19 protein-coding genes and 4 tRNA genes are annotated in these 20,476 nt (G+C 71.2%); 19 read left to right on the forward strand and 4 right to left on the reverse strand.

Translation table 11 applies throughout. The features are described 5' to 3' along the window. Positions 1-35: 35 nt before the first annotated feature. The 14 genes from LIV37_RS23710 (at position 36) to LIV37_RS23775 (ending at position 12,732) form a co-directional block, all read left to right on the forward strand. A complete protein-coding gene (locus LIV37_RS23710) occupies positions 36-3,359 on the forward strand; it encodes a phage tail family protein (protein WP_148717807.1) in 3,324 nt (1,107 codons plus the stop codon). After that, entirely contained in the window at positions 3,356-5,677 is a 2,322-nt protein-coding gene (locus LIV37_RS23715; RefSeq protein WP_020869631.1) for a LamG domain-containing protein, read from the forward strand. Before LIV37_RS23710 ends, LIV37_RS23715 begins: the two co-directional genes overlap by 4 nt. Before the next feature lie 14 nt (positions 5,678-5,691). After that, a complete protein-coding gene (locus LIV37_RS23720) occupies positions 5,692-6,123 on the forward strand; it encodes a hypothetical protein (RefSeq protein WP_020869632.1) in 432 nt (143 codons plus the stop codon). Continuing rightward, on the forward strand, positions 6,120-6,620 hold the full coding sequence (locus LIV37_RS23725; protein ID WP_020869633.1) for a hypothetical protein: 501 nt from the start codon (positions 6,120-6,122) through the stop codon (positions 6,618-6,620). The genes LIV37_RS23720 and LIV37_RS23725 overlap by 4 nt, the downstream gene beginning before the upstream one ends. A 20-nt stretch (positions 6,621-6,640) precedes the next feature. Beyond that, positions 6,641-7,732, forward strand: coding sequence for a hypothetical protein (locus tag LIV37_RS23730; protein WP_148717806.1), 1,092 nt, complete (start codon positions 6,641-6,643; stop codon positions 7,730-7,732). Between the two features lie 62 nt (positions 7,733-7,794). Further along, positions 7,795-8,580, forward strand: coding sequence for a LysM peptidoglycan-binding domain-containing protein (locus tag LIV37_RS23735; protein ID WP_020869635.1), 786 nt, complete (start codon positions 7,795-7,797; stop codon positions 8,578-8,580). A 9-nt stretch (positions 8,581-8,589) separates the two neighbouring features. Beyond that, positions 8,590-8,814 carry a hypothetical protein gene (locus LIV37_RS23740; protein ID WP_020869636.1) on the forward strand — a complete coding sequence of 75 codons (225 nt, stop codon included), beginning with the start codon at positions 8,590-8,592 and terminating at the stop codon, positions 8,812-8,814. Positions 8,815-8,822: 8 nt separating this feature from the next. Continuing rightward, positions 8,823-9,077 (forward strand): hypothetical protein, encoded by a 255-nt coding sequence (locus LIV37_RS23745; protein WP_020869637.1) that lies wholly within the window; start codon positions 8,823-8,825, stop codon positions 9,075-9,077. Further along, complete coding sequence (locus tag LIV37_RS23750; protein ID WP_020869638.1) at positions 9,074-9,748, forward strand: collagen-like protein; 675 nt, start codon at positions 9,074-9,076, stop codon at positions 9,746-9,748. The genes LIV37_RS23745 and LIV37_RS23750 overlap by 4 nt, the downstream gene beginning before the upstream one ends. A 152-nt stretch (positions 9,749-9,900) precedes the next feature. Then, a complete protein-coding gene (locus tag LIV37_RS23755) occupies positions 9,901-11,106 on the forward strand; it encodes a helix-turn-helix domain-containing protein (RefSeq protein WP_121824585.1) in 1,206 nt (401 codons plus the stop codon). Between the two features lie 112 nt (positions 11,107-11,218). Continuing rightward, the gene (locus LIV37_RS23760) at positions 11,219-11,611 is read left to right on the forward strand and encodes a hypothetical protein (protein ID WP_020869640.1); all 393 of its coding nucleotides are present in this window, start codon (positions 11,219-11,221) and stop codon (positions 11,609-11,611) included. Beyond that, positions 11,608-11,952, forward strand: coding sequence for a hypothetical protein (locus tag LIV37_RS23765; protein WP_020869642.1), 345 nt, complete (start codon positions 11,608-11,610; stop codon positions 11,950-11,952). Before LIV37_RS23760 ends, LIV37_RS23765 begins: the two co-directional genes overlap by 4 nt. A gap of 145 nt (positions 11,953-12,097) precedes the next feature. Then, on the forward strand, positions 12,098-12,577 hold the full coding sequence (locus LIV37_RS23770) for a hypothetical protein (protein WP_020869643.1): 480 nt from the start codon (positions 12,098-12,100) through the stop codon (positions 12,575-12,577). Then, complete coding sequence (locus LIV37_RS23775; protein ID WP_020869644.1) at positions 12,577-12,732, forward strand: hypothetical protein; 156 nt, start codon at positions 12,577-12,579, stop codon at positions 12,730-12,732. The genes LIV37_RS23770 and LIV37_RS23775 overlap by 1 nt, the downstream gene beginning before the upstream one ends. Before the next feature lie 220 nt (positions 12,733-12,952). Here the strand turns inward: LIV37_RS23775 and LIV37_RS23780 are convergent. The 4 genes from LIV37_RS23780 to LIV37_RS23795 form a co-directional block, all read right to left on the reverse strand. Beyond that, positions 12,953-13,025: transfer RNA gene (locus LIV37_RS23780), tRNA-Lys, on the reverse strand. Between the two features lie 130 nt (positions 13,026-13,155). Then, positions 13,156-15,543 carry a DEAD/DEAH box helicase gene (locus tag LIV37_RS23785; protein WP_121824583.1) on the reverse strand — a complete coding sequence of 796 codons (2,388 nt, stop codon included), beginning with the start codon at positions 15,541-15,543 and terminating at the stop codon, positions 13,156-13,158. Positions 15,544-15,814: 271 nt separating this feature from the next. Next, positions 15,815-16,390: a hypothetical protein gene (locus LIV37_RS23790; protein ID WP_121824582.1), complete on the reverse strand. Its 576-nt coding sequence runs from the start codon at positions 16,388-16,390 to the stop codon at positions 15,815-15,817. Between the two features lie 303 nt (positions 16,391-16,693). Then, complete coding sequence (locus LIV37_RS23795) at positions 16,694-17,044, reverse strand: metallopeptidase family protein (RefSeq protein ID WP_037953306.1); 351 nt, start codon at positions 17,042-17,044, stop codon at positions 16,694-16,696. Positions 17,045-17,252: 208 nt separating this feature from the next. Between LIV37_RS23795 and LIV37_RS23800 the strand changes: the two genes are divergently transcribed. The 5 genes from LIV37_RS23800 (at position 17,253) to LIV37_RS23820 (ending at position 20,457) form a co-directional block, all read left to right on the forward strand. After that, the gene (locus LIV37_RS23800) at positions 17,253-18,866 is read left to right on the forward strand and encodes a metallophosphoesterase (RefSeq protein WP_121824581.1); all 1,614 of its coding nucleotides are present in this window, start codon (positions 17,253-17,255) and stop codon (positions 18,864-18,866) included. A gap of 81 nt (positions 18,867-18,947) precedes the next feature. Beyond that, positions 18,948-19,023: transfer RNA gene (locus tag LIV37_RS23805), tRNA-Glu, on the forward strand. Between the two features lie 223 nt (positions 19,024-19,246). After that, on the forward strand, positions 19,247-20,068 hold the full coding sequence (locus LIV37_RS23810; protein ID WP_020869649.1) for a DUF1684 domain-containing protein: 822 nt from the start codon (positions 19,247-19,249) through the stop codon (positions 20,066-20,068). A gap of 236 nt (positions 20,069-20,304) precedes the next feature. Next, positions 20,305-20,379 (forward strand) — tRNA-Asp (locus LIV37_RS23815). 4 nt (positions 20,380-20,383) lie between these two features. Beyond that, positions 20,384-20,457: transfer RNA gene (locus LIV37_RS23820), tRNA-Phe, on the forward strand. The last annotated feature ends 19 nt before the right edge of the window (positions 20,458-20,476 follow it).

Here is a 20,476-nt window from a genome sequence, read left to right on the forward strand (position 1 = left end):
CCACAACCGGCAGCAGCAGGAGGAGGCGGGCAGGGATGTCTGAGCGGCGTATGCGCTTCACCCTCGACGGCAGCGACCGGCTGTCGCGGGTCCTGAACCAGGCCGGGGACGCCTCGGACCGCCTGGCCGCGAAGTTGCTGAAGCTCGGGGCCATCGGCGGCGCCGCACCGATGGGTGCCGCGGTGGTCGCGGGTACGGGGGCCATGGTCGCTGCGTTCGCCAGTGCGGGGGCGGCGGCGGGGGCGTTCGGCGCGGCCGTCAAGCCGCAGCTGACCGCGGTGACCGAGGCGTCCGACCTGTACACCAAGGCGCAGGATGCGGCGGCCAAGGGCGGCAAGGAGGCGGCGGCCGCACAGAAGGAGTACAAGGATGCGCTGGCGAAGATGCCTCCGGCGACGAGGGACACCGCGAAGGCGTTCATCGGGTTGAAGTCGGATTTCAGTAAGTGGTCGGACTCGCTCAGCAAGACGACGATGCCGATCTTCACCAAGGGGCTCGGCACGCTCCGGGCCATGCTCCCCAGCTTGACGCCGCTGGTGAAGACGGCGGCCGGTGCGTTGGGCGGGTTCGTCGACCGCATCGACAAGAGCGTGAAGGGCGGGGCGTTCGACCGTCTGGTGCAGAGGCTCGACGGCGCCGCGAAGACCACGTTCCCCGCGTTCCTCAACTCGGCGAAGAACATCGTCGTGGGGATCGCCGGGATCGTCAATGCGTTCTTGCCCGCCTCGGGCAAGATGTCCACCAGCCTCGAGGATCTGACCGCCAAGTTCGCCGCGTGGGGGCAGTCCCTCAAGGGCAGCGAGGGCTTCAGGAAGTTCCTCGACATGGCGGGCAACGGGGCCGGGATGCTCGGCACGCTGGGGGCGGCGGCCGGGAATCTGCTGGTGTCGCTGGCCCCGCTGCTGGGGACCACCGCGACCCTGGCCAATGGCTTCGCGAAGCTGATCAACGCTCTGCCGCCAGAGACGCTGCAGTTCATCGCGACGTCGCTGGTGGCGGTGCGGCTGGGTGTCCTGGGCTGGGCCGTGGCTCAGCGCGTCCTCAACGCGTCCATGCGCGCCAACGTGATCGGCGCGATCGTCACCGCCGTGATTCTCGTCGGGGCGGCGTTCGTGACCGCGTGGCAGAAGTCGCAGCGGTTCCGGGAGATCGTCACCACCGTGTTCGCCGGGCTGGCGCTGCCTGTCCTGGAGTTCGCCAAGATCGCGTTGCGGGGCTTCAAACTGGTGATCGGCGGCATCCTCACGTTCGTCTCCGCTGTGGCCGGCATCGGAGCCAAGGCATTCGGCTGGGTGCCCGGGGTGGGCAAATACTTCAAGAAGGGCGCGGACGCGGTCGAGCAGTACCGCAAGGACACGAACGCATCGTTCGACAAGGCCATCGGCAAGGTCGACGACTGGAAGAAGTCCGTGGCCAACATGCCGCGGAAGGTGAAGCTGCAGGGCGACATCACCGACCTGAAGGACAAGATCGCTGAGGCCAGGCAGAAGCTCGACGACAAGAACCTCAGCAAGGCGCGGAAGGCCAAGCTCGAGGCGGACATCCGCGAGTGGAACCAGAAGCTGCACAAGGCCCAGACCGACCTCGACCGCCTGAGCGGGAAGAAGGCCAAGCCGAAGATCGACGCCGAGCCCAGCGCGCTGTTCGACAAGGTCAAGCGCTCCCAGCTCGCTCTGGTCGGCATCAAGAGCCCCAAGCCGAAGATCGACGCCGAGCCGTCCGGGCTGTTCGGCGCGGTGAAGCGGTCGATCGCCTCGCTGAATACGGTCAAGGGCCGGAAGCCCGCCATCAGTGCGAGCAACAGCGGCGTGCTGTCCGCGGTCCGGAACGCCCAGAGCTGGATCAACGGCGTGCACGGCCGGACCGTCTCGATCAACGTCGTCACGGTCGGCCTGGGCGCGGCCAGGGCAGCGATCGCCGCGCTGGGCGGTTTCGCGCGCGGCGGGCTGGTCCGCGGCTACGCATCCGGCGGCCCGATCCAGGGCTTCCCCGGGGGCGGGCCGATCGCCGGGCCGGGCACGGGCACCTCGGATTCCATCCTGGCCATGGTCAGCAACGGCGAGTTCGTCATGCGGGCGAAGGCCGTGGCCCGGTACGGGGTGCGGTTCATGCGGGCGCTCAACGAGGGGCGCCTGCATCTGGGGCAGGCGCAGGCGTCCGCGTCCAGTTCGGCCGCCGGATCCGCAGCCAGCGGGACCGGCGACCTGCGCACCGCCGGGGTGGACATGGTCCGCGGCCTGATCGCGGGCATGACCTCCCAGGCCGGGGCGCTGCAGGCGGCGGCCGGGCGGACCGCCGGCGCTGCGCTGCTCGGCGTGCGGTCCGAGCTGGAGATCGCCTCGCCGTCGAAGAAGATGGCCAAGCTCGGGCGGGACGCCGGGGCGGGCATGGTCAAGGGTCTGACCGGTACCAAGGCCCAGATCTCCTCCATCTCCAAGACGCTGGCCAAGGACATCTGGGATGCGTTCTCCGGTACCAAGGACAACCGGCTGGTGGCCCAGCTGAACCGGACCACCAAGCGGCTGCAGTCGCTCGCCTCCCAGCGGGATTCCATCGCGAAGAAGATCGCGGATGCCAAGAAATTCGCCGGCGACACCGCGGCCACCGCGAAGGAGGGGGCGCAGCTGTCCAACCTCGGCATCGAGGAAGGGCAGGTCACCGCGGGCAGTATCAAGGCGGGGCTCGCCGACCGGCTGGCGAAGATCAAGCAGTTCACCAAGTACGTCGACCTGCTGGGCAAGCGGGGGCTGCACAAGTCGGTGTTGCGGCAGATCCTCAACATGGGCCCCGAGGCCGGATACGCCTACGCCTCCGCTCTCGCGGGAGCGGACAAGGGCACGCTGGGGACGATCAACTCCCTGCAGACGCGCGTCAACACCGGCGCGGACAACCTCGGCCGCCTCGGCGCGGACCGCATGTACGACTCCGGGAAGAACGCGGGCAAAGGCTTCCTCAAGGGGCTGGAGGGCCAGCAGAAGAACATCGAGAAGCTGATGCTCAACATCGCCAAGGGCATGCAGAAGGCGATCCGCCGCGCTCTTGGGATCAAGAGCCCGTCCACGGTGATGGCCCAGATCGGCCGCTACTCCACCGAGGGCCTGGCCCGCGGCCTCCTCGATCGCGTACCGGTGGTGGAGTCGGCCATGGACACGGTGGCGGGCACGGTCGCCGCGGTCCGCCCGGTGCCCGGTGCGCCCGCCGCCGTACCCGCCCGGGCCTCGGCGGAGCCGCGGGTGATGCACGTCCAGGTCGACGTCTCCGGAGCCCTGGACCCGATCGCGACGGCGAAGGAGATCCGCAAGATGTTCCTGAAGCTGCAACGGGACTTCGGCGGCATGAACCTGGGGGTGAGCCTGTGATCCGCATCGCGGTTGAGGCCGCGTTCGGCTACGCGCCGACCGCGGCCTCGGTCACCTGGACCGACATCACCGACTGGGTGCACCTCGGCGAGGGGGTGAAGATCGACCGAGGGGCGTCCGATGAGCTGGCCGAGACCCAGCCCGCCACCGCGGCCCTGGTCCTGGACAACTCGGACGGCCGCTTCACCTCGGGCAACGCCTCCTCGCCGTACTACCCGGACGTGCGCCGCAACTGCCCGATCCGTATCCAGGAGGCCACCACCGCCAAGAACCTGGTGCGGCACCCGTCCTTTCAGGACGCGACCGGAGACCAGGACTCCAGCGGCTGGGACGACGGCAGCACCCCGCCGCTGTCGTCCTTCAACAGCCAAGTCCACTGGCACACCGGCGGCTGGTCCCACCTGATCAACTGGACCGACACCGGCACCGGCGGCCTGTACGGACAGACCCTGTACGGGCTGAACATCGGCCAGGCCCACACCGCATCCGCGTGGGTGTGGGTCCCGGCCGGTGACCCGCCCGTGCGTCTGGTCATCGACAACACCACGGCCGGCGCCCCCTCGACCACGACGGGGGCATGGACGCAGATCAGCGTCACCTGGACCACGACGGCCGCCGTGCACCGCCTGGACTTCACCACCTCCGTCACCTCCCCGGTGACCGGGGATCAGGCGTGGGTCGATGACGTCCAGGTCGAGGAAGGCACCGCGCCGACCTCGTTCGACAGCGACGGCGCGCGGCTGCACCCGCGGTTCCGCGGCATGGTGAACCAGTGGCCGATCTCCTGGAACGGCATGCTGTCCAAGGTCACCATCACCGCCACCGACCTGTTCAAATGGCTCGCCCGGCTCCCGCAGCTGCAGCCGCTGCTGGTCGAGGAAGTGCTGCAGCTCGGGCCTGTCGCGTACTACCCGATGTCGGAGCCGGCCGACTCGACCACGGCCGGGGACATCTCCGGCCTGGGAGCGGGGTCCCTTGGCCAGGTCCAGGGCGGCACCGGCGGCACCGTCACCTTCGGCGACGCCGCGGGCCCGCCCGCCACCGGACAGACCACGGCCCAGCTCACGCCCGTCTCGGCGACGGCCGGGCGCTATCTGCGCGGCGACCTCGGCCCGCAGACCGAGGCGTCCGTCAACCCGCTCTTCGTGGAAGCGTGGTTCCAGACCACGACCCGCGGCCGCCTCATCTGCGCACTCGCCTCCAAGGACGGCCAGTACCAGCTGCACTTCCTCCTCGACAGCGGCACCGGGCAACTGGACATCGAGTACACCAGCTCGGATCTCCCGCGCACCTCGGTCTCCGTCGCCACCCCGGCCCTGGACGACGGGCAATGGCACCACCTGGTGTACGACGAGTTCAACGCCCAGGTCTACCTCGACCACACCGTGCCCGGCTACGCGGTCACGGTCGACAAGATGCTGCAGCTGCGCACCCTGTGGGCGGGCGGCTACGGCGCCGCACGCATCTGGTCCGGCGCCCTGGCCCACATCGCCGTCCACCTGTCCAGCACGACCTACGCCCTGAGCGAGTACCTCGACCACTACGAGGCCGGCACCACCGGCTTCGCCGGGGAGGACGCCGGGGCGCGCATGCAGCGGCTGGCCGGATACGCGGGTATCGGCACCGTCACCACCTCCGGCAGCTTCGATGAGATGGCCTCCCAAGGGGAGGGCGGCAAGTCCGCGCTGGAGATGATGCGGGAGGTCGAGGCCACCGAGTCCGGGCGGCTGCTCTCCGACCGTCAGGACGCCGCGCTGGTCTTCCAGGGCCGGGACCTGCGCTACAACCCCGTACCTGCGATCACGCTCGCTTACGCCGATCTGGAAACCGGCGGCGTGGAGTTCGCCGACGATGATCAGAAGCTGGTCAACTACGCCACCGGCGCCCGGCCGGGCGGGGCGACGCAGACCATCACCGACCCGGACAGCATCGCCACCTTCGGCCGGTACGAGCAGTCGATCACCGTGCTGAAGAACGACGACGACCGGGTCATCAGCGCCCTGCGGTGGATGGTCCACCGCTACGCCAACCCCCTGCCCGAGCTGCGGCAGATCGCCGTCGAGGCGTACAGCCTGCCCCTGGCCACCTACCGCGCTTTGCTGGACGCGGACGTCTCCACCGCGATCACCATCACCGGCCTGCCCCCGGAGGCCCCCGCCCCCGAGACCACGGCGTTCGTCGAGGGCTACTCGGAGACCATCACCCTCGCCGGGCACCAGATCGACATCCACACCAGCGCGGCCGACACCGACACCGTATGGATCCTCGGCGACCCCACCTACTCGGCGCTGGGCCTGACCACCCGCCTGGCCTACTGAAAGGGGGTGCTCGCGTGGGCGCCATCGTCCGCAGCGAGACCTACTACCGCCGCCCGCCGACCTGCACCCAAGCGAAATGGGACGCCGCCACGTGGCCCGAGCGGGCCCTGATCTACCTCGAGTACGTCCTGCGCATGCGGATCCCCCGGCCCGAGGGCGACAACGGGCTGACCGCCTGGGCGCGCATCGACTCCGGCCGCTGGCTCGCCGAATGCCCCACCTGCAGCTCGGCCCAGATCGTCACCCCCACCGACCCGCGCATGACCTGCTGCCGGGACTTCACCGGCTGGACCACCCTGGCCATGCCGGCCGACCCGGACGCGGTCGAGGCGCCCCTACTCGGCCTGCCCACCCGCGAACAGTTCTGGTGGGCCGACGACGACCCGGCCAACCCCAACCAGCCGCCCGCCGACCCGGGCCCGACCGATCCCGGAGGCGAGTCGTGAGCTTCGCGCCCCGCACCTGGAACGCCGGTGAGACCGTCACCGACACCATGCTCAACGAGGAGATCCGCGACCAGTTCAACGAGATCTTCGCGGCCTGGACGAGCTACACCCCCACCTGGACCGCGGCCACCACCAACCCGTCCCTGGGCAACGGCACGCTGATCGGCCGGTACCTGAAGGTGGGCCGCACCTGTACCGCCCACATCAACCTCGTCACCGGGTCGACCACCACCTACGGCAGCGGCAATTACGCGTGGGCGCTGCCATTCACCTCAGCCAACGCGGGCTGCACGTACATCGGGCACGCCCACCTGCTCTCCGGCTCCACCCGGTGGATGGGCCAGTTCGTCATCAGCCCGAACTCCACCACCGCGAGCCCGTTCTTCCCCGCCAACTCGACCACCACCACCGCCGCCTTCATGCAGCAAGGCGCCCCGGTCACCCTCGCCTCCGGGCACCAGGTGCGCATCACCGTCCAGTACGAGACCGCCAGCTGAGCAGAGAGGGGGACTTACCGATGCCGATCCCTGCTGGAGTGGAGACGGTCACGCTCAGCCCCGGACAGCCGCTGGTGCTGCCGGACGGCACGCTGGCCCGCGGCCGGCTCACCATCACCGCGCCGGACCTGGTCACCGTGGCCGAAGACGATCTCATCACTGGCGGCGCCGTCCAGATGCCCATCACCGACGGTGTGTTCGCGGATGTCGCCCTGGTGGCCACCGACGCCACGGGCATCTCACCGACCGGCTGGACGTACACAGTGACCGCCGAGTTCACCGCGGGCGGCGGCTGGACCCGGTACATCGCCCTGCCCAAGAACGCCCCGGCCGTGAAGCTGTCCGACATCCTCATCACCGATCCGGTCGAGGGACAGCACGCGGCGCTGGTCGCCCTGTCGGACATCACGGCCGGCGACATCGGCGCGCTCGCCGCCGCCGCGAACCTAGCCGACCTCACCAACGCGAGCACCGCCCGGACAAACCTCGGCCTCGGGACCGCGGCCACCCGGGCAGTCGGCGCAGCGGCGGGCACCGTCGCGGCCGGGGACGACTCCCGACTGTCCGACGCCCGCACCCCGACCGCGCACAAGAGCACGCACGCCACCGGCGGTACGGACGCGCTCACCCCAGCGGACATCGGCGCCCTCACTCAAGCCCTGGCGGATGGCCGGTACCTGCTGCTGACCGGGGGCAGCGTCTCCGGTGCGCTCACGATCGCGGGGCTGCTGTCCCTCAACGGCGGGGCCACGGCGACCGTCGCGAACGCCGCTGCCGTGGCTCACGCTGTGCTGGCGTCCGGGGACACCTTCGACCGCTTCCGGGTCTACGGGGACGGCAAGCTCGAGCTGGGCCCCGGCAACGCCGCCCGGGACACCAACCTCTACCGGTCCGCGGCCGACGTCCTCAAGACCGACGACACGTTCCACATCACCGTCAACTTGCGCATCAACACCACGTCGATGGGCGGCGGGGTGGGCGTCATCGGCATGGCCAACGCCACGACGGTACCCACGACGAACCCGGTTGGCGGCGGGGTGCTGTACCCGGAGGGCGGCGCCCTGAAATGGCGCGGGTCCTCCGGCACCGTCACCGTCATCGCCCCCGCGTAGCCCCTTCTCTCATCCCGCCCCGTGCCGTCTGGCCGGGGCTTTCTCATGCCCAGGAGTTCCGTATGGCTGAACCACTGTCCGCCGCCAAGTTCCTCGCCGCGCTCAAGGCCGAGGGCGTGGCCGTCGTCGAGGTCGGCGACTGGCGGCACCACAACCGCGAAGGCCACGGACCGTGGGGGTCGGTGCACGGCGTGATGATCCACCACACCGTGACCTCCGGCACGCAGGACAGCGTCGACATCTGCCGCAACGGATACGCGTCGCTGCCCGGCCCGCTGTGCCACGGCGTCATCGACAAGGACGGCGTCGTGCACCTCGTCGGGTACGGGCGCGCGAACCACGCGGGCGGAGGAGACCCGGCCGTTCTCCGGCACGTCACCGCCGAGGACTACGGCACCCGGCCGCCGGCCCCGACCCGGGGCAACGCGAACGGCATCGACGGCAACCGGGCCTTCTATGGGTTCGAAAGCGTGAATCTCGGCGACGGCAAGGACCCGTGGACCGAAGCCCAGCTCGAGGCGATCGAGAAGGTGAGCGCCGCGATCTGCCGGGCGCACGGCTGGACGGCCCGGTCGGTGATCGGACATCTGGAGTGGTCCAACGACAAGATCGACCCGCGCGGCTTCGGCATGCCGGACATGCGTGACCGGATCGCGGACCGGCTGAAGACCAAGCCCAGCAGCCCGACCGCCGGTACGTACACCGTCGGCAAGGGCGACACCCTGTGGTCCATCGCCGCCAGCAAGCTCGGCAACGGGTCCCGCTGGACGGAGATCGCCAAGCTCAACAAGCTCGCCGACGCCGACCAGATCGTCCCCGGCCAGAAGCTCAAGCTCCCCAAGAAGTGAGGTAGAACCATGACTCAGTCCCCGCCCGTCGAGGCGAAGGTGAAGGCGGCCACGACTGGCGCCTTCCTGGTCTCGCTCGTGCTCGCTGTCCTCAACTCGGTAGCTGCCGAAGAGTCGCTGCTGGACCCGCTGCCCGGCTGGCTCCAGGCGGTCGTCATCGCCCTGGTCCCGCCTGCGGTGACGTTCCTGTCCGGCTGGCAGGCCCGCCACACCCCGCGCATCTCCCCGCTGTAGGAGGACCCTTGGACGCCACCACCCTCGGCGCGCTCGGCTCGCTGCTCGTCGGCGCCGGCGGACTGGCGGCCGCGGTGGTGGCATGGCTGGGCAAGCGAGGGGAGAACGCCCTCACCGGCTACAGCTCGCTGACCAACGACCTGCAGGAAGAGCGCGACGCGCTGCGCCTCCAGCTCACCGAGCTCCACGCGCAGCGCTCCGCCGACCAAGCCGAGATCACCCGGCTACGCATTGAGATCGCCCGCCTTGGAGGACAGCCGTGACCCGCACTCAGCGAGCTCTCGCCCGCCGCTGGCGCTCGATCGCGCTGGCGTGTTGGCTGGTCGCGGTCACCGGCGCGGTGCTGCTGGTGTGGGCGCGCATCGAATCCGCCGACCGGCGCGGCGACCAGCTGGCGGCCGAGGCCGACCGGCGCGGCACCGCAGTGAGCACGTTGGCGACGGATGTGCGGAGGTTGCGCACGCAGCTCAAGGCTGACGGCCGGACACCGGTGGCGCCGGATCCGACCCGGGCGGTGGAAGATCTCCCGGATCGGGCTGAGGTGCCGGTGCCGATCCCCGGCCCGCGGGGGCCTGCGGGCAGCCCGGGGCGGGCTGGCCGGGATGGGGACTCCGGGAGTCCGGGCCCGTCCGGACCGTCGGGCAAGTCGGGCGTGGACGGAGCCGACGGCGCGGCGGGGCAGCAGGGGCCGCAGGGCGAGCCTGGTCCGGCTGGCCCGCAAGGACCCGCGGGTGCGCCAGGTGCGGACGGGAAGGACGGCCGGGACGGGGCTGATGGCCGGGATGGGCAGACCTGCCCGGCCGAGTACCACTTGGAGGCGCCGAGCTGGGATCCGGATGCGCTGGTGTGCAGGAAGGACGGTGCCCCTCAGCCGGGGCCGACCGATAGCCCGACGACGCCGGCCGCGCTCGCGCCGGACCGGCGACGCCTCTGATACGTGAGCCCCCTCTGGCCTAACGGGCCGGAGGGGGCTTTCGTCATGTCAAGGAAGCGCGACGGCCCCCACCGAAATGGGGGCCGATCAGCAGTACCCACCAGACCAGCCGGGGGTACCGTTCTGGTGTCGAAGCAGAACGGAGCCCCATCATGGCACAGGCCAATGACGGGCGTCCCGCGGGAGTTGGAGCGCGCATCCGCGAACTGCGCGCCCTCCGCGACTACTCCCTACGGGAACTCGCCCAACGAGCCCACGTCTCCAAGAGCATGCTGTCCGACGTCGAGCGCGGCGAGCGACAGCCAAGCGAACAGGTCATCGCCGCCGTCGCCAAGGCCCTACGCGTCAACGTGTCCGTACTCCACGGCCAGCCGTACATCGAGCAGCTGCGCAAGGACCAGCTCGACCGACTCATCACCCCCCTCGGTATCGCGCTCGACGACTGGGGCATCCCGCCCGAGGACGACGCCCCGCCGCCCCGGCCCCTGCCCGAGCTACAGCAGGCCATCCGTACCGTCCAGGACCTGCGGACCGTCTCGGAGTACGGCAAGCTCGCCACGGGGCTGCCCGCGCTACTGGCGGAGATCTCCTACGCGACGCTGCTGCACCCGACGCCCGGCCGGGACCGGGAGTTGATCCACTGGCTCCAGACCGAAGCGGCCCTGGGCGCGTTCTCCGTCGCGTACAAGTTCGGGTACATGGACCTCGCCCGGCTGTCGCTGGCCCGCATGGCATCCGCCGCGGCGCTGTCGGGGGACCCGCGCCAGGTGGCGGCCGAACGGATGAAGCGCGCTCAGCTCAGCACGGACGGACCGGCCATGGAGCAGGGGCTGAGGCTGGTCAAGCAGGGGCTGAGGGACCTGGCTGACGACGGCACCGCCGAGACCCGGGCGGTCCGTGGTGGGCTGCTTCTCAAGGGCGTGCAGTTGTACGGGGTGTTGGGCAACGCTGATGAGTCGAATGCGTACCTCCAAGAGGCGGAGGGGATCGCCAACGAAATAGGGGAGACGAACCACTACCTGTTCGTGTTCGGGCCGACCAACGTCGCCCAGCACGCCATCGCGGCCGCGGCCGATCGTGATGAGCACGGTGAGGCGTTGCGGCTTGCTCGCGCGGTTCACCTCCCAGAGGGCTATTCACCAGCGCGGGCAGGCGTGTACTGGATCGACCGGGCCAGGGCCGAGGCGCTGACCGCCCACCCGGACGACGCCTTGGAGTCGCTGGTGAAGGCGCGGGATGCGACGCCGCAGCAGACGCGGTATCACCCGACGACGCGCGAGACGGTCGGCACGCTGCTGCGAGCCCGGCCACGGCCGTCGCAGGAGTTGCGCGAGTACGCCCTTTGGAGCGGCGTGTAGCGTTTCCGTCACCTAGAGTCAAGCCCCTGGCGTCCGCAACGAGCGGACGGCAGGGGCTTGTTTCGTCGGCACGATGTGACGGTCAACACACTGCCCGTACATGGAGCCGACCATGCCGACCGACGCCCTGCCCTGGACCCCGCCCGCCAACTGCTCCGTGCAGATGCTGCCCGCCGGAAGGTGGTGGGACGCCGTCCAAGCACCGCGCGCCCTCGGCGAGCACGCGCTGCGCCTCCTCGGCGACGCGACCGGAGCGGTCATCGACGACCCGCGCGGCAAACGGCTGGCATGGCTGATCGCACCCGGCGCCTCGGACCCGTGGGACATGACCTGGCTGCCCGGCATCGAGCTACGCGGGCAAGCGACGTACGTTCACGTGCCCGCCGTGGAGCAGACCGAAGGGCCGGGCGTCCACTGGCGCGTCCCGCTCGCCCCCGGCCGGTACCTGACCGAGCCCGCGTATCTGCTCACCGTCCTCCAGATGGCGACGAAGGCGGTCCAGTGACGCCCCGCCAGCAGCTCACCGCCGCGGCCGAGCTGGACCCCAGCGCGCTCACCCGCGAGCAGCTCCAAGGATGGAACTGCGTTCTGTGCGGTGCCCGCCTCGCGGTCGACCAGTCGGTCGGGACCGTCACCATCACCCGCGGGGCGACTCAAACGACCTACGAGGTGTGGGCATGCGCCCCCGGCTGCGTCACCGGCCCCGCCCCGCAAGAGCCCACGGAATGGGCCCGTTTCCTCGACCACGCCATGGCCTGCGCCGACTGCACGGACGGCGAGCGGTGCGCCACCGGGAACCAGCTGCACGACGCGGTGCGCGCGGCCCTCGACACCGCGACCCCATGACCGGGCGGGCCGCTGTGATCCGGATGCCCCCGTGCCGGACGCAGCGGTCCGCCCCCTTACCCCCTGCGGCCGGATGTTCGGCGGTCGGCCACAGCACCACCCAGGCCCGCCATAGGCTGAGCCCAGACCGCGAGAAAGGACCGCAATGCGACCGCAGCGATTCCAGGACTGGGCCGTCGAAGCGCTCCGCCAAGGCCCCGAGGTGGCCGAGGTGGAGCCGTGGCAGGAAGGCCACAAGCAGCCCTTCGGCGTGAAGACCCGGCTTCGCACGGGCGCCGAGATCTGGATGGGCATCACCGCTGTGTCACCTCCCGGCGAGGACTACGGTCAGCCCGAGCAGCCGGTCGAGGGAGAAGCACCGGCCGCCGTGCCGGTTCCCGAACTGGTCGGGGCGACCGGCAAGGTGGCCATCACGCAGGCGGAACGGCACTTGGCTGCCCTGCTCAACAACGCGGGGAGCGGGGAGGTGGCCGGCGCCTACGGCTACTCGGACCGCGGGCCCGCCCAGAATCCGGGTGTGGGCGTGGACTTCCACAGCGGCGGCAAGATCCACTGTGTGTTTGTTCACGCGCTGCGCTCCGGGCAGAACCCAGGTAGTCCATACAACCTGCCTACGGAGGTCTGATGAGCAACCGGTTCGATCCCGCGTTAGTCGCGGGGAACTGCCCCACCTGCGGCTTGAGCACCAGCGCCCAGACCGGGGAGCCCACACCCATGCACCAGGAGAACGGCGACCAGTCCAAGGGCACGTGCCCGGGCAGCGGGTCGCCGTCGCAGTAGCCCCCTCGGTCCCGTCCGTGCGTCGCCCCCGTGGCGCGCGGACGGGGCCTCTTCGTGTGATTGACGCCACACATACAGGCCGCGCGCAGACGGGCGGCAACCGCGCCAGAAACCTTGATCGTTTACACTTCGTCCGAGCGACGTCCGAGCTAACGATCTTCATCGACCGTTCTGACGACTCAGGCCCAGGCCAGACACTCTCTGACCTGGGCCTTAACTGTGGGTCATCAGGGGCTCGAACCCTGAACCAATGGATTAAAAGTCCACTGCTCTGCCAATTGAGCTAATGACCCGCACCCCCGCAGCATAGCTCGGCGAGGGGCCAACACCCGAGCCAATACCCTCCGGGAGCGAAAGGCCGTGCAACAGCGTGGTGTTGCACGGCCTCCAGCACGTCCCGATCAGCCGTTGTGTACGACCCGATCAGCCGTTGCGCTTCCAGCGCGGCTTGTCGGCACGGCGGTCGAAGGACCGGTCGTGCGAGCTGTGGGAGCGCTCGTACGAACGGCCGCCGGCGGCACCGCCCCGGTGGTCGTCACGGCGGGCCGGACGGTCGTCGCGACGGTCCCGGTTGAACGGACGGTCCCCGCCACGGTGGTTGTGGTCGCGGCGCTCGAAGGAGCGGCCACCACGGTCGTTGCTGTCCCGGCGGTCGCGGCTGAAGCCACGGTCGTCGCGGCGCTCGTACGGACGGCTGCCGCCACGGTCGTCACGGCGGTTGAAGCCACCACGGTCATCGCGGCGGTCATCGCGCCGGTCACGGTTGAAGCCGCGGTCCCGGTCGCCGTCCCGGCGCTCGTACGAACGGCTGCCGCCACGGTCGTCACGGCGGTTGAAGCCACCACGGTCATCGCGGCGGTCATCGCGCCGGTCACGGTTGAAGCCGCGGTCCCGGTCGCCGTCCCGGCGCTCGTACGAACGGCTGCCGCCACGGTCGTCACGACGGTTGAAGCCACCACGGTCATCGCGGCGGTCGTCCCGCCGGTCACGGTTGAAGCCGCGGTCCCGGTCGCCGTCCCGGCGGTCGAAGGAACGGCCGCCCCGGTCGTCCCGGCCCCGGTCGTTGTCCCGGCGGTCGTACGAGGAGCGGCGCGGCGCCTCGCCGCCACCCGCGCCCTCGGCCCCCGCGCCCTTCACGGCGGGCACGGTCGTGGGCTCCGCCGTGCGCTGCGCGGGCAGCGTCACAGCGGCGGCCTCGGCCACCGCCCCGGCCCCGGCCGCGGTCGCGGACTCCGCCGGTGTCACGGTCTCGCCGCGCTCGCGCGCCGCCCGCGCGGACAGCCGGTCGGCCTCCTCGCGCAGCTCGGCCGCGCGCCGCTGCGCGCGCTCCAGCTCCCGGGTGAGGTCCTGCGCCTCGCGCTCGGCCTGCTTGGCCGCGTTCGAGGCCGCCTCCGCCTGCACCTCGGTGAGCGAACGCGCACCCGTGATCTGGGCCACGTCCTCGTCGAACGCTCCGCCACCGCCGACGATGTGACGCGAGGCGTCGACGCCCGCGTCCTCCATCAGCCGGAAGATCTGGCGGCGCTGGTGCGGCAGGGCCAGCGAGACGACGGTGCCGCTCTGGCCCGCCCGGGCCGTACGGCCGGAGCGGTGCAGATAGTCCTTGTGGTCACCGGCCGGGTCCACGTTCAGCACCAGGTCGATGCCGTCGACGTGGATACCGCGCGCGGCGACGTCCGTGGCGACGAGCACATTGACGTACCCGTCCTTGAAGTCGGCCAGAGTGCGGGTGCGCGCGCCCTGCGTCATGCCGCCGTGCAGCGCGTCGGCGCGTACGCCCGCGTCGCACAGCTGCTCGGCGACGCGGTCGGCGCCCAGCTGGGTCCGTACGAAGATGATGGTGCGGCCCTTGCGCGCCGCGATGGCGGCGGTGACCGGCGCCTTGTCCTTCGGCTTCACCACGAGCACGTGGTGGGTCATCGTGGTGACCGCGCCCTGCGCCGAGTCGACCTCGTGGGTGACCGGGTCGACCAGGTAGCGCTTGACCAGGCTGTCGATCTCGTTCTCCAGCGTCGCGGAGAACAGCAGCCGCTGCCCGCCCTGCGGCACCAGGTCGAGGATCTCGGTGACCTCGGGCAGGAAGCCCATGTCGGCCATCTGGTCGGCCTCGTCGAGGACCGCGACCTGGACCTTGTCGAGGGACGCGGCGCCGCGGTCGATGATGTCTCGCAGTCGGCCCGGGGTGGCGACCAGGATGTCCACGCCGCGCTCCAGCGCGTAGATCTGATTGCCCATCGACGTGCCGCCGCAGACGACCTTGAGCTTGAGGCCGAGCACATCGCCGTACGGCTGCAGCGCGTCGCTCACCTGCATCGCGAGCTCACGGGTCGGGGTGAGGATCAGCCCACGGGGACGCTTCTTCTCGGTGTGACCGCCGGCCAGCGTGGTCAGCAGCGGAAGGCCGAACGAGAGGGTCTTGCCGGAGCCGGTACGGCCGCGGCCGAGGATGTCCTTCCCGGCCATGGCGTCGGGGATGGTCGCGGCCTGGATCGGGAAGGGCGTGGTGACGCCGTTCTGCGCCAGCTTGCGGACGATCTGCTCGGGGAGGCCGAGGTCGGCGAATGTGATGTCGGGCGCCTTAGGGGTGTCGGGGGCTTCCGTGGCGGCTTGCTCGTCCTGCTCCGACGGCTCGAACGGCTCGGCCGGGGCGGTCAGCTCGCTCGACTCGCTCTGAGCGGCCAGCCCAGCGGCCAGCCCACTCAGCTCGCTCTGAGCGGCCAGCTCGCTCGACTCACTCGGAGCGGTCAGCTCACTCGGCTCGCTCGGCTCTTCGTGAGCGGGCATGACGGCGTGATCAGTGGAAACGGACATGCGAAATGCGAAACCTTCCGGAGTCTCGGCACGCGCCCAAACTCCGTGTGTTGTCGCAAACGACCGCCTCTATGCGGTCAGCCACGGGATGGCAAGGAACGCGCCTCGCGGCGCACTTCTACGAGGCGCCGGGCAAATGGGATCAAACGATCTACCACCATACGCACCTCCACCCCTCAAGAGCAAATTCGCTCCATCCGCGCTGGTCGGCGACGACCGGGCGCCATCCCGCGGGCGTATCCCGCAGGCCCATTCCGCGGATTCCGCGGACTTACCCCGCGGGCTGGTCCGAAGGGGAAGCGGGCGCGGTCGGGGGCTCGGGAGCGGTCGGCTTCGGGTCCGACGCGCTCGGCGGCGGGCTCGACGGCCGGGGCGCGGGCGGCGCGTCGGACGTGGTGGCGCCGCCCGGCTGCGGCGGGGCGGAGGGGTCCGGGCGGTGGTGCGGGGCGCCCTTCTTGCCGGGCGGGGCCGAGGGCTCGGCCTCGGGGTCGGTCGCGGAGGCCGAGGCCGACCGGTCCTCGCCGTCCTTCTTCTTCCCCTTCTCGCCCTTCTTCCCCTTCCCGTCCTTCTCGTCCCGGTCGGAGTCCGCGTACGGCCGCCCCCGGCCGTCCGACCGCACCACGGCGCCGCCCGTGTCCGCCGCCTCGCCCTTCTGGTGGGAGCCGCGGTGTTTGTCCGGCCGCTCGGGGTCGTCGGAGATGCTCATGCAGCCGCCCAGCGCCAGGGCGACGGCCACGAGCGCCGCGACCGCCGCCCCGCGCACGGCGGCACGGGGCGCGCGCCGGGGGATCCGGGGGGAACGGGCGGTGCGAGGAGCGGGGGATCCGGGCACGGGGGATCCGGGCATGCGCGGGACACCTCCAGACGGCAGGGATGTGACGCCCTGCCCAACTGGCGCCGCCCCGCCCAGGACACGCATGCGGTACGGACCCGGCCCGTCGCGTAGACCGCACGTCCGGCGTCGGTCGTAGGCGGAGGCGTCCGGGGACGGGTGCGGGCAGGCGTCCGGGGGCGGAAGTGGGCCGGGCGTCCGGAGGCGGATGTGGGCGGGGGCGTCCGGAGGCGGATACCGGCGCCGGAGTCAGCCGGAGCCCGCGAACGGGCCCTGGCCGCGAACGGGCCGTGGCCGCGAACGGGCCGTGGCCGAGGATCAGCCGTACCCGAGCGCGTGCAGCCGCGCGTCGTCGATCCCGAAGTGGTGCGCGATCTCGTGGACCACGGTCACCTCGGTCTCCTGGACGACGTCCTCCCGTGTCTCGCTCAGCCGCAGCGTCGGCCCCCGGTAGACGGTGATCCGGTCCGGCAGTACGCCCGCGTACCACTCGCCCCGGTCGGTGAGCGGCGTCCCCTCGTAGAGCCCGAGCAGCTCGGGATCGTCCGTCGGTGGCTCGTCCTCCACGAACACGGCGACGTTGTCCATGAGCCGTGTCAGCTCCGGCGGGATCCGGTCCAGCGCCTCGGCGACCAGTTCCTCGAACTCCTCGCGCGTCATCTCCAGCACGAGGCCATTGTCGGGCAGCCGGGCCCGGAAAGGAGCCGTCGGCGCCAAGCTATCCGCGCCGGACGTCTCCGGGCGCCGGGCGCGGCCGCCGTCCGGCGCATCGCCGCCCCCGGCGCATCGCCGCCCCCCGGCACACTGCCGTCCGGGCACCGGCCCACCCCGGCGCCGCCCAGGCATACGCCGCCGCGCGGACGGGCATACGGGACCAATGGCCCGCGAACCGCTCCGGCTGCTGCGTGCCACCGCTCAGCGCGCGGGCACCGCGGCCGTCTCCCCCCTTCGCCGCTTCCGCCGCCCCTCGCAGACCCCCTCCCCCGCCGCTTCCGCCCATCGCACGCGCACTCCGTTCGACCCCGCTCCGTTCGACCCCACGGCGCTCGATCCCACCGCGCGCCCCCACCCCCTTGTCCGCGCCGCCGGGCTGGCCGCCGTGACCGTCCTCGGCGCCTGGATCGGGCTGCTGGTGGTCGGGAGCGTCCACATCTCCGTAGGCCCGATGGACACGCGGATGGCGCTGCGACCGTCCCTCACCGGCGGCACCAAGATCAACGTGGCCCCGCTGGGCGCGCTCGAGCTGAACAGCCACCACGCCCCGCTCCGCCTGGACGTGGACGTGGACCGGCTCGACCCCATACGGTCCCAGGCCCTCGTCGACCACCCCGAGCGGCTCTCCGGGCTGCAGGACGAGGTCGCGAGCGACATCACCCGCGGCACCCTCGGCCTCGCGGTCCGCTCCTGCGTCGCCGTGGTCTTCGGCGCCACCGCGCTGGGCCTGACGGTCTACCGCCGCCCCCGCCGGGCACTGGCCGCCGGAGGGCTCGCCCTCACGCTGCTGACCGCCTCCGGCGGCGCCGTCTACGCCACGTGGAACCCGAATTCCGTACTGGAGCCGCGCTACTCCGGGCTGCTCTCCAGCGCCCCCTCGGTGGTGGGCAACGCGCGCAGCATCGTGACCGACTTCGACGTCTATCAGCGGGAGTTGGCCCGGCTGGTGACCAATGTCACCCAGCTCTACGAGGCGACCTCGACGCTCCCCGCGTACCAGCCCGATCCGACCACCATGCGGGTGCTGCACATCTCGGACGTCCATCTCAATCCGGCCGCGTGGCACATCGTGCAGTCGCTGGTGCGGCAGTACAAGGTCAGCGTGATCATCGACACGGGCGACACGATGGACCACGGCACCTCCGCCGAGAACGGCTTCCTCGACCCCGTCTCCGACCTCGGCGCCCCCTATGTCTGGGTGCGCGGCAACCACGACTCGGCGTCGACCCAGCGCTACCTGGCCAAGCGCAAGGGGGCACATGTCGTGGACAACGGCGATGTGGTCACCGTCGCCGGGCTGCGGATCGCGGGCATCGGCGATCCGCAGTTCACCCCCGACCGCTCCGCCGCGGCCGCCGGTGACGCGGCCGAGCACAGCGCCGGCCGGCAGCTCGCCGAGGCTATCCGGGACCGCAAGGCCGCGGGCGCCCCGGTCGACATCGCCCTCGCCCACAACCCGATCGCCGCCCGCGAGACCGACGGCACCGTGCCGCTCGCCCTCACCGGCCATGTCCATCACCGCCGTACGGAGGTGCTCCCCGGCGGCACCCGGCTGATGACCGAGGGGTCGACGGGCGGCAGCGGGCTGCGCGCGGTGGACGACGGCACACCGGACACGGTGCAGGCGTCGGTCCTCTACCTGGACCGGGACACGCGACGGCTCCAGGCGTGGGACGAGATCGATCTGGGCGGTCTGGGCCTTGCGAAGGCCGAGGTCAGCCGTCATCTGCCGGCCGAGAACCGGCCGGGCGCGACACCGACGCCCACCACTCCGTAAACCGTTTTGGCGAACCTCACCGGCATCCCATATGCTTCTCGCGTCCCCGAAAGCGCCGCAAGGCGCCCAGGTGGGCCATCGGCCCTCATCGTCTAGTGGCCCAGGACGCCGCCCTTTCAAGGCGGTAGCACGGGTTCGAATCCCGTTGGGGGCACCACCTTCTTTGAGTCACCGCAGGTCGGACCGTACCTGCCGGTGACTTTTTTCATGCGCGCGTTCATGCGCACGTTCATGCGCGCGTTTCGTGCGCGCGCCACACAACGGCCCCACACCCCCACACCCCCCCACCCTCACCCCCCCCGGAATGTCTCCCTCCCCCACGCGGTTGTACGTAGGCAACGGCACCGGACCCGCCGCAGGCCCCATGCGAGGGAGCACAGATGACCGTCCAGGACGTCGACCGGGTGAGCTTCGCCGAGGAGTGGGAGCGCTGGCACCGCGCCCATGAGCAGGCGCTCGCCGACCCCCACGGATTTCTCGCGATCACCAGCCTGCGCTGGCTGAGCCCGGAGCCGACCCGCTTCGAGGATGCCCCCGGCGCCTGGTCCAGCGGCCCGGAGGGCGTGGTGGTCGAGCTCGCCGACGGCGAGGAGCTGACGATCGACGGCACGGCGGTGCACGGGCGGTACGTCTTCGGGGCGATCGCCGAGCGGGCCAGCCTGTACGCGGGGTACGGCGACGCGGTGATCGAGATCGCCAAGCGCGGCGGCCACGACATCGTCCGCCCCCGCCACCCCGGCAACCCCCTCCGCACCGACTTCACCCGCACCCCCGCCTACGCCCCCGACCCCCGCTGGGTCCGCCCCGGCCGCTACCTCCCCTTCGACGAGCCGCGCGCGATCACCGTGGGCGCCGTGGCGGAGGGTCTTGAGCACGTCTACGACGCGCCCGGGCAGGTCGAGTTCGAGCTGGACGGCGAGACGTTCCGGCTCACCGCCTTCAACGGCAAGCGGCCCGGCACCCTGATGGTGCTCCTCACCGACGCCACCTCGGGCGTGACCACATACGCCGCGAACCGCTCCCTCCAGATCGACGCCCCCGACGAGACCGGCCGCGTCACCCTCGACTTCAACCGCGCCACCAACCTCCCCTGCGCCTACACCGACCTCGCGACCTGCCCCCTGCCACCCACCGAGAACCGGCTGCCGGTCGCGATCGAGGCGGGCGAAAAGCTCCCCCTGGAACGCGGCGGCCGCCCCTGATCCGGCCCCGGACGGACAGACCTCCGGCCACGCCCCACCGCTCACCGACCGAGGCCCGGCCCGCCCGGTGAGCGGTCAGAACACGGCCGGAGGTCTGATACGCTGATCCAGCGACAACGACGCGGCGGAGAGAAATCAAGGCCCCGGTTCGAAGATCGCAAGGAGTGCGAATCCACGACGGGAAATCCCGTTGGGAGCGCACCCCACATGTGCGAGACTCGTGCTCGTACACGCAAGGTCCTGTGGAGCAGTTTGGAGTGCTCGCCACCCTGTCAAGGTGGAGGCCGCGGGTTCAAATCCCGTCAGGACCGCTGCGGCTGGGTAGCTCAGTTGGTACGAGCGTCCGCCTGAAAAGCGGAAGGTCGCCGGTTCGACCCCGGCCCCAGCCACCGCAGCCCTGAACTGGGC

The organism is Streptomyces rapamycinicus NRRL 5491 (assembly GCF_024298965.1).
Classification (GTDB): Bacteria; Actinomycetota; Actinomycetes; order Streptomycetales; family Streptomycetaceae; genus Streptomyces; species Streptomyces rapamycinicus.

Excerpts from the sequence above, each read along its gene's own strand:
- LIV37_RS23735 (WP_020869635.1), top strand. The coding sequence starts at position 7,795 with ATGGCTGAACCACTGTCCGCCGCCAAGTTCCTCGCCGCGCTCAAGGCC.
- LIV37_RS23755 (WP_121824585.1), top strand. The coding sequence starts at position 9,901 with ATGGCACAGGCCAATGACGGGCGTCCCGCGGGAGTTGGAGCGCGCATC.
- LIV37_RS23710 (WP_148717807.1), top strand. The coding sequence starts at position 36 with ATGTCTGAGCGGCGTATGCGCTTCACCCTCGACGGCAGCGACCGGCTG.
- LIV37_RS23775 (WP_020869644.1), top strand. The coding sequence starts at position 12,577 with ATGAGCAACCGGTTCGATCCCGCGTTAGTCGCGGGGAACTGCCCCACC.
- LIV37_RS23760 (WP_020869640.1), top strand. The coding sequence starts at position 11,219 with ATGCCGACCGACGCCCTGCCCTGGACCCCGCCCGCCAACTGCTCCGTG.
- LIV37_RS23730 (WP_148717806.1), top strand. The coding sequence starts at position 6,641 with ATGCCGATCCCTGCTGGAGTGGAGACGGTCACGCTCAGCCCCGGACAG.
- LIV37_RS23770 (WP_020869643.1), top strand. The coding sequence starts at position 12,098 with ATGCGACCGCAGCGATTCCAGGACTGGGCCGTCGAAGCGCTCCGCCAA.
- LIV37_RS23790 (WP_121824582.1), bottom strand. The coding sequence starts at position 16,390 with ATGCCCGGATCCCCCGTGCCCGGATCCCCCGCTCCTCGCACCGCCCGT.
- LIV37_RS23740 (WP_020869636.1), top strand. The coding sequence starts at position 8,590 with ATGACTCAGTCCCCGCCCGTCGAGGCGAAGGTGAAGGCGGCCACGACT.
- LIV37_RS23810 (WP_020869649.1), top strand. The coding sequence starts at position 19,247 with ATGACCGTCCAGGACGTCGACCGGGTGAGCTTCGCCGAGGAGTGGGAG.
- LIV37_RS23785 (WP_121824583.1), bottom strand. The coding sequence starts at position 15,543 with ATGTCCGTTTCCACTGATCACGCCGTCATGCCCGCTCACGAAGAGCCG.
- LIV37_RS23800 (WP_121824581.1), top strand. The coding sequence starts at position 17,253 with ATGGCCCGCGAACCGCTCCGGCTGCTGCGTGCCACCGCTCAGCGCGCG.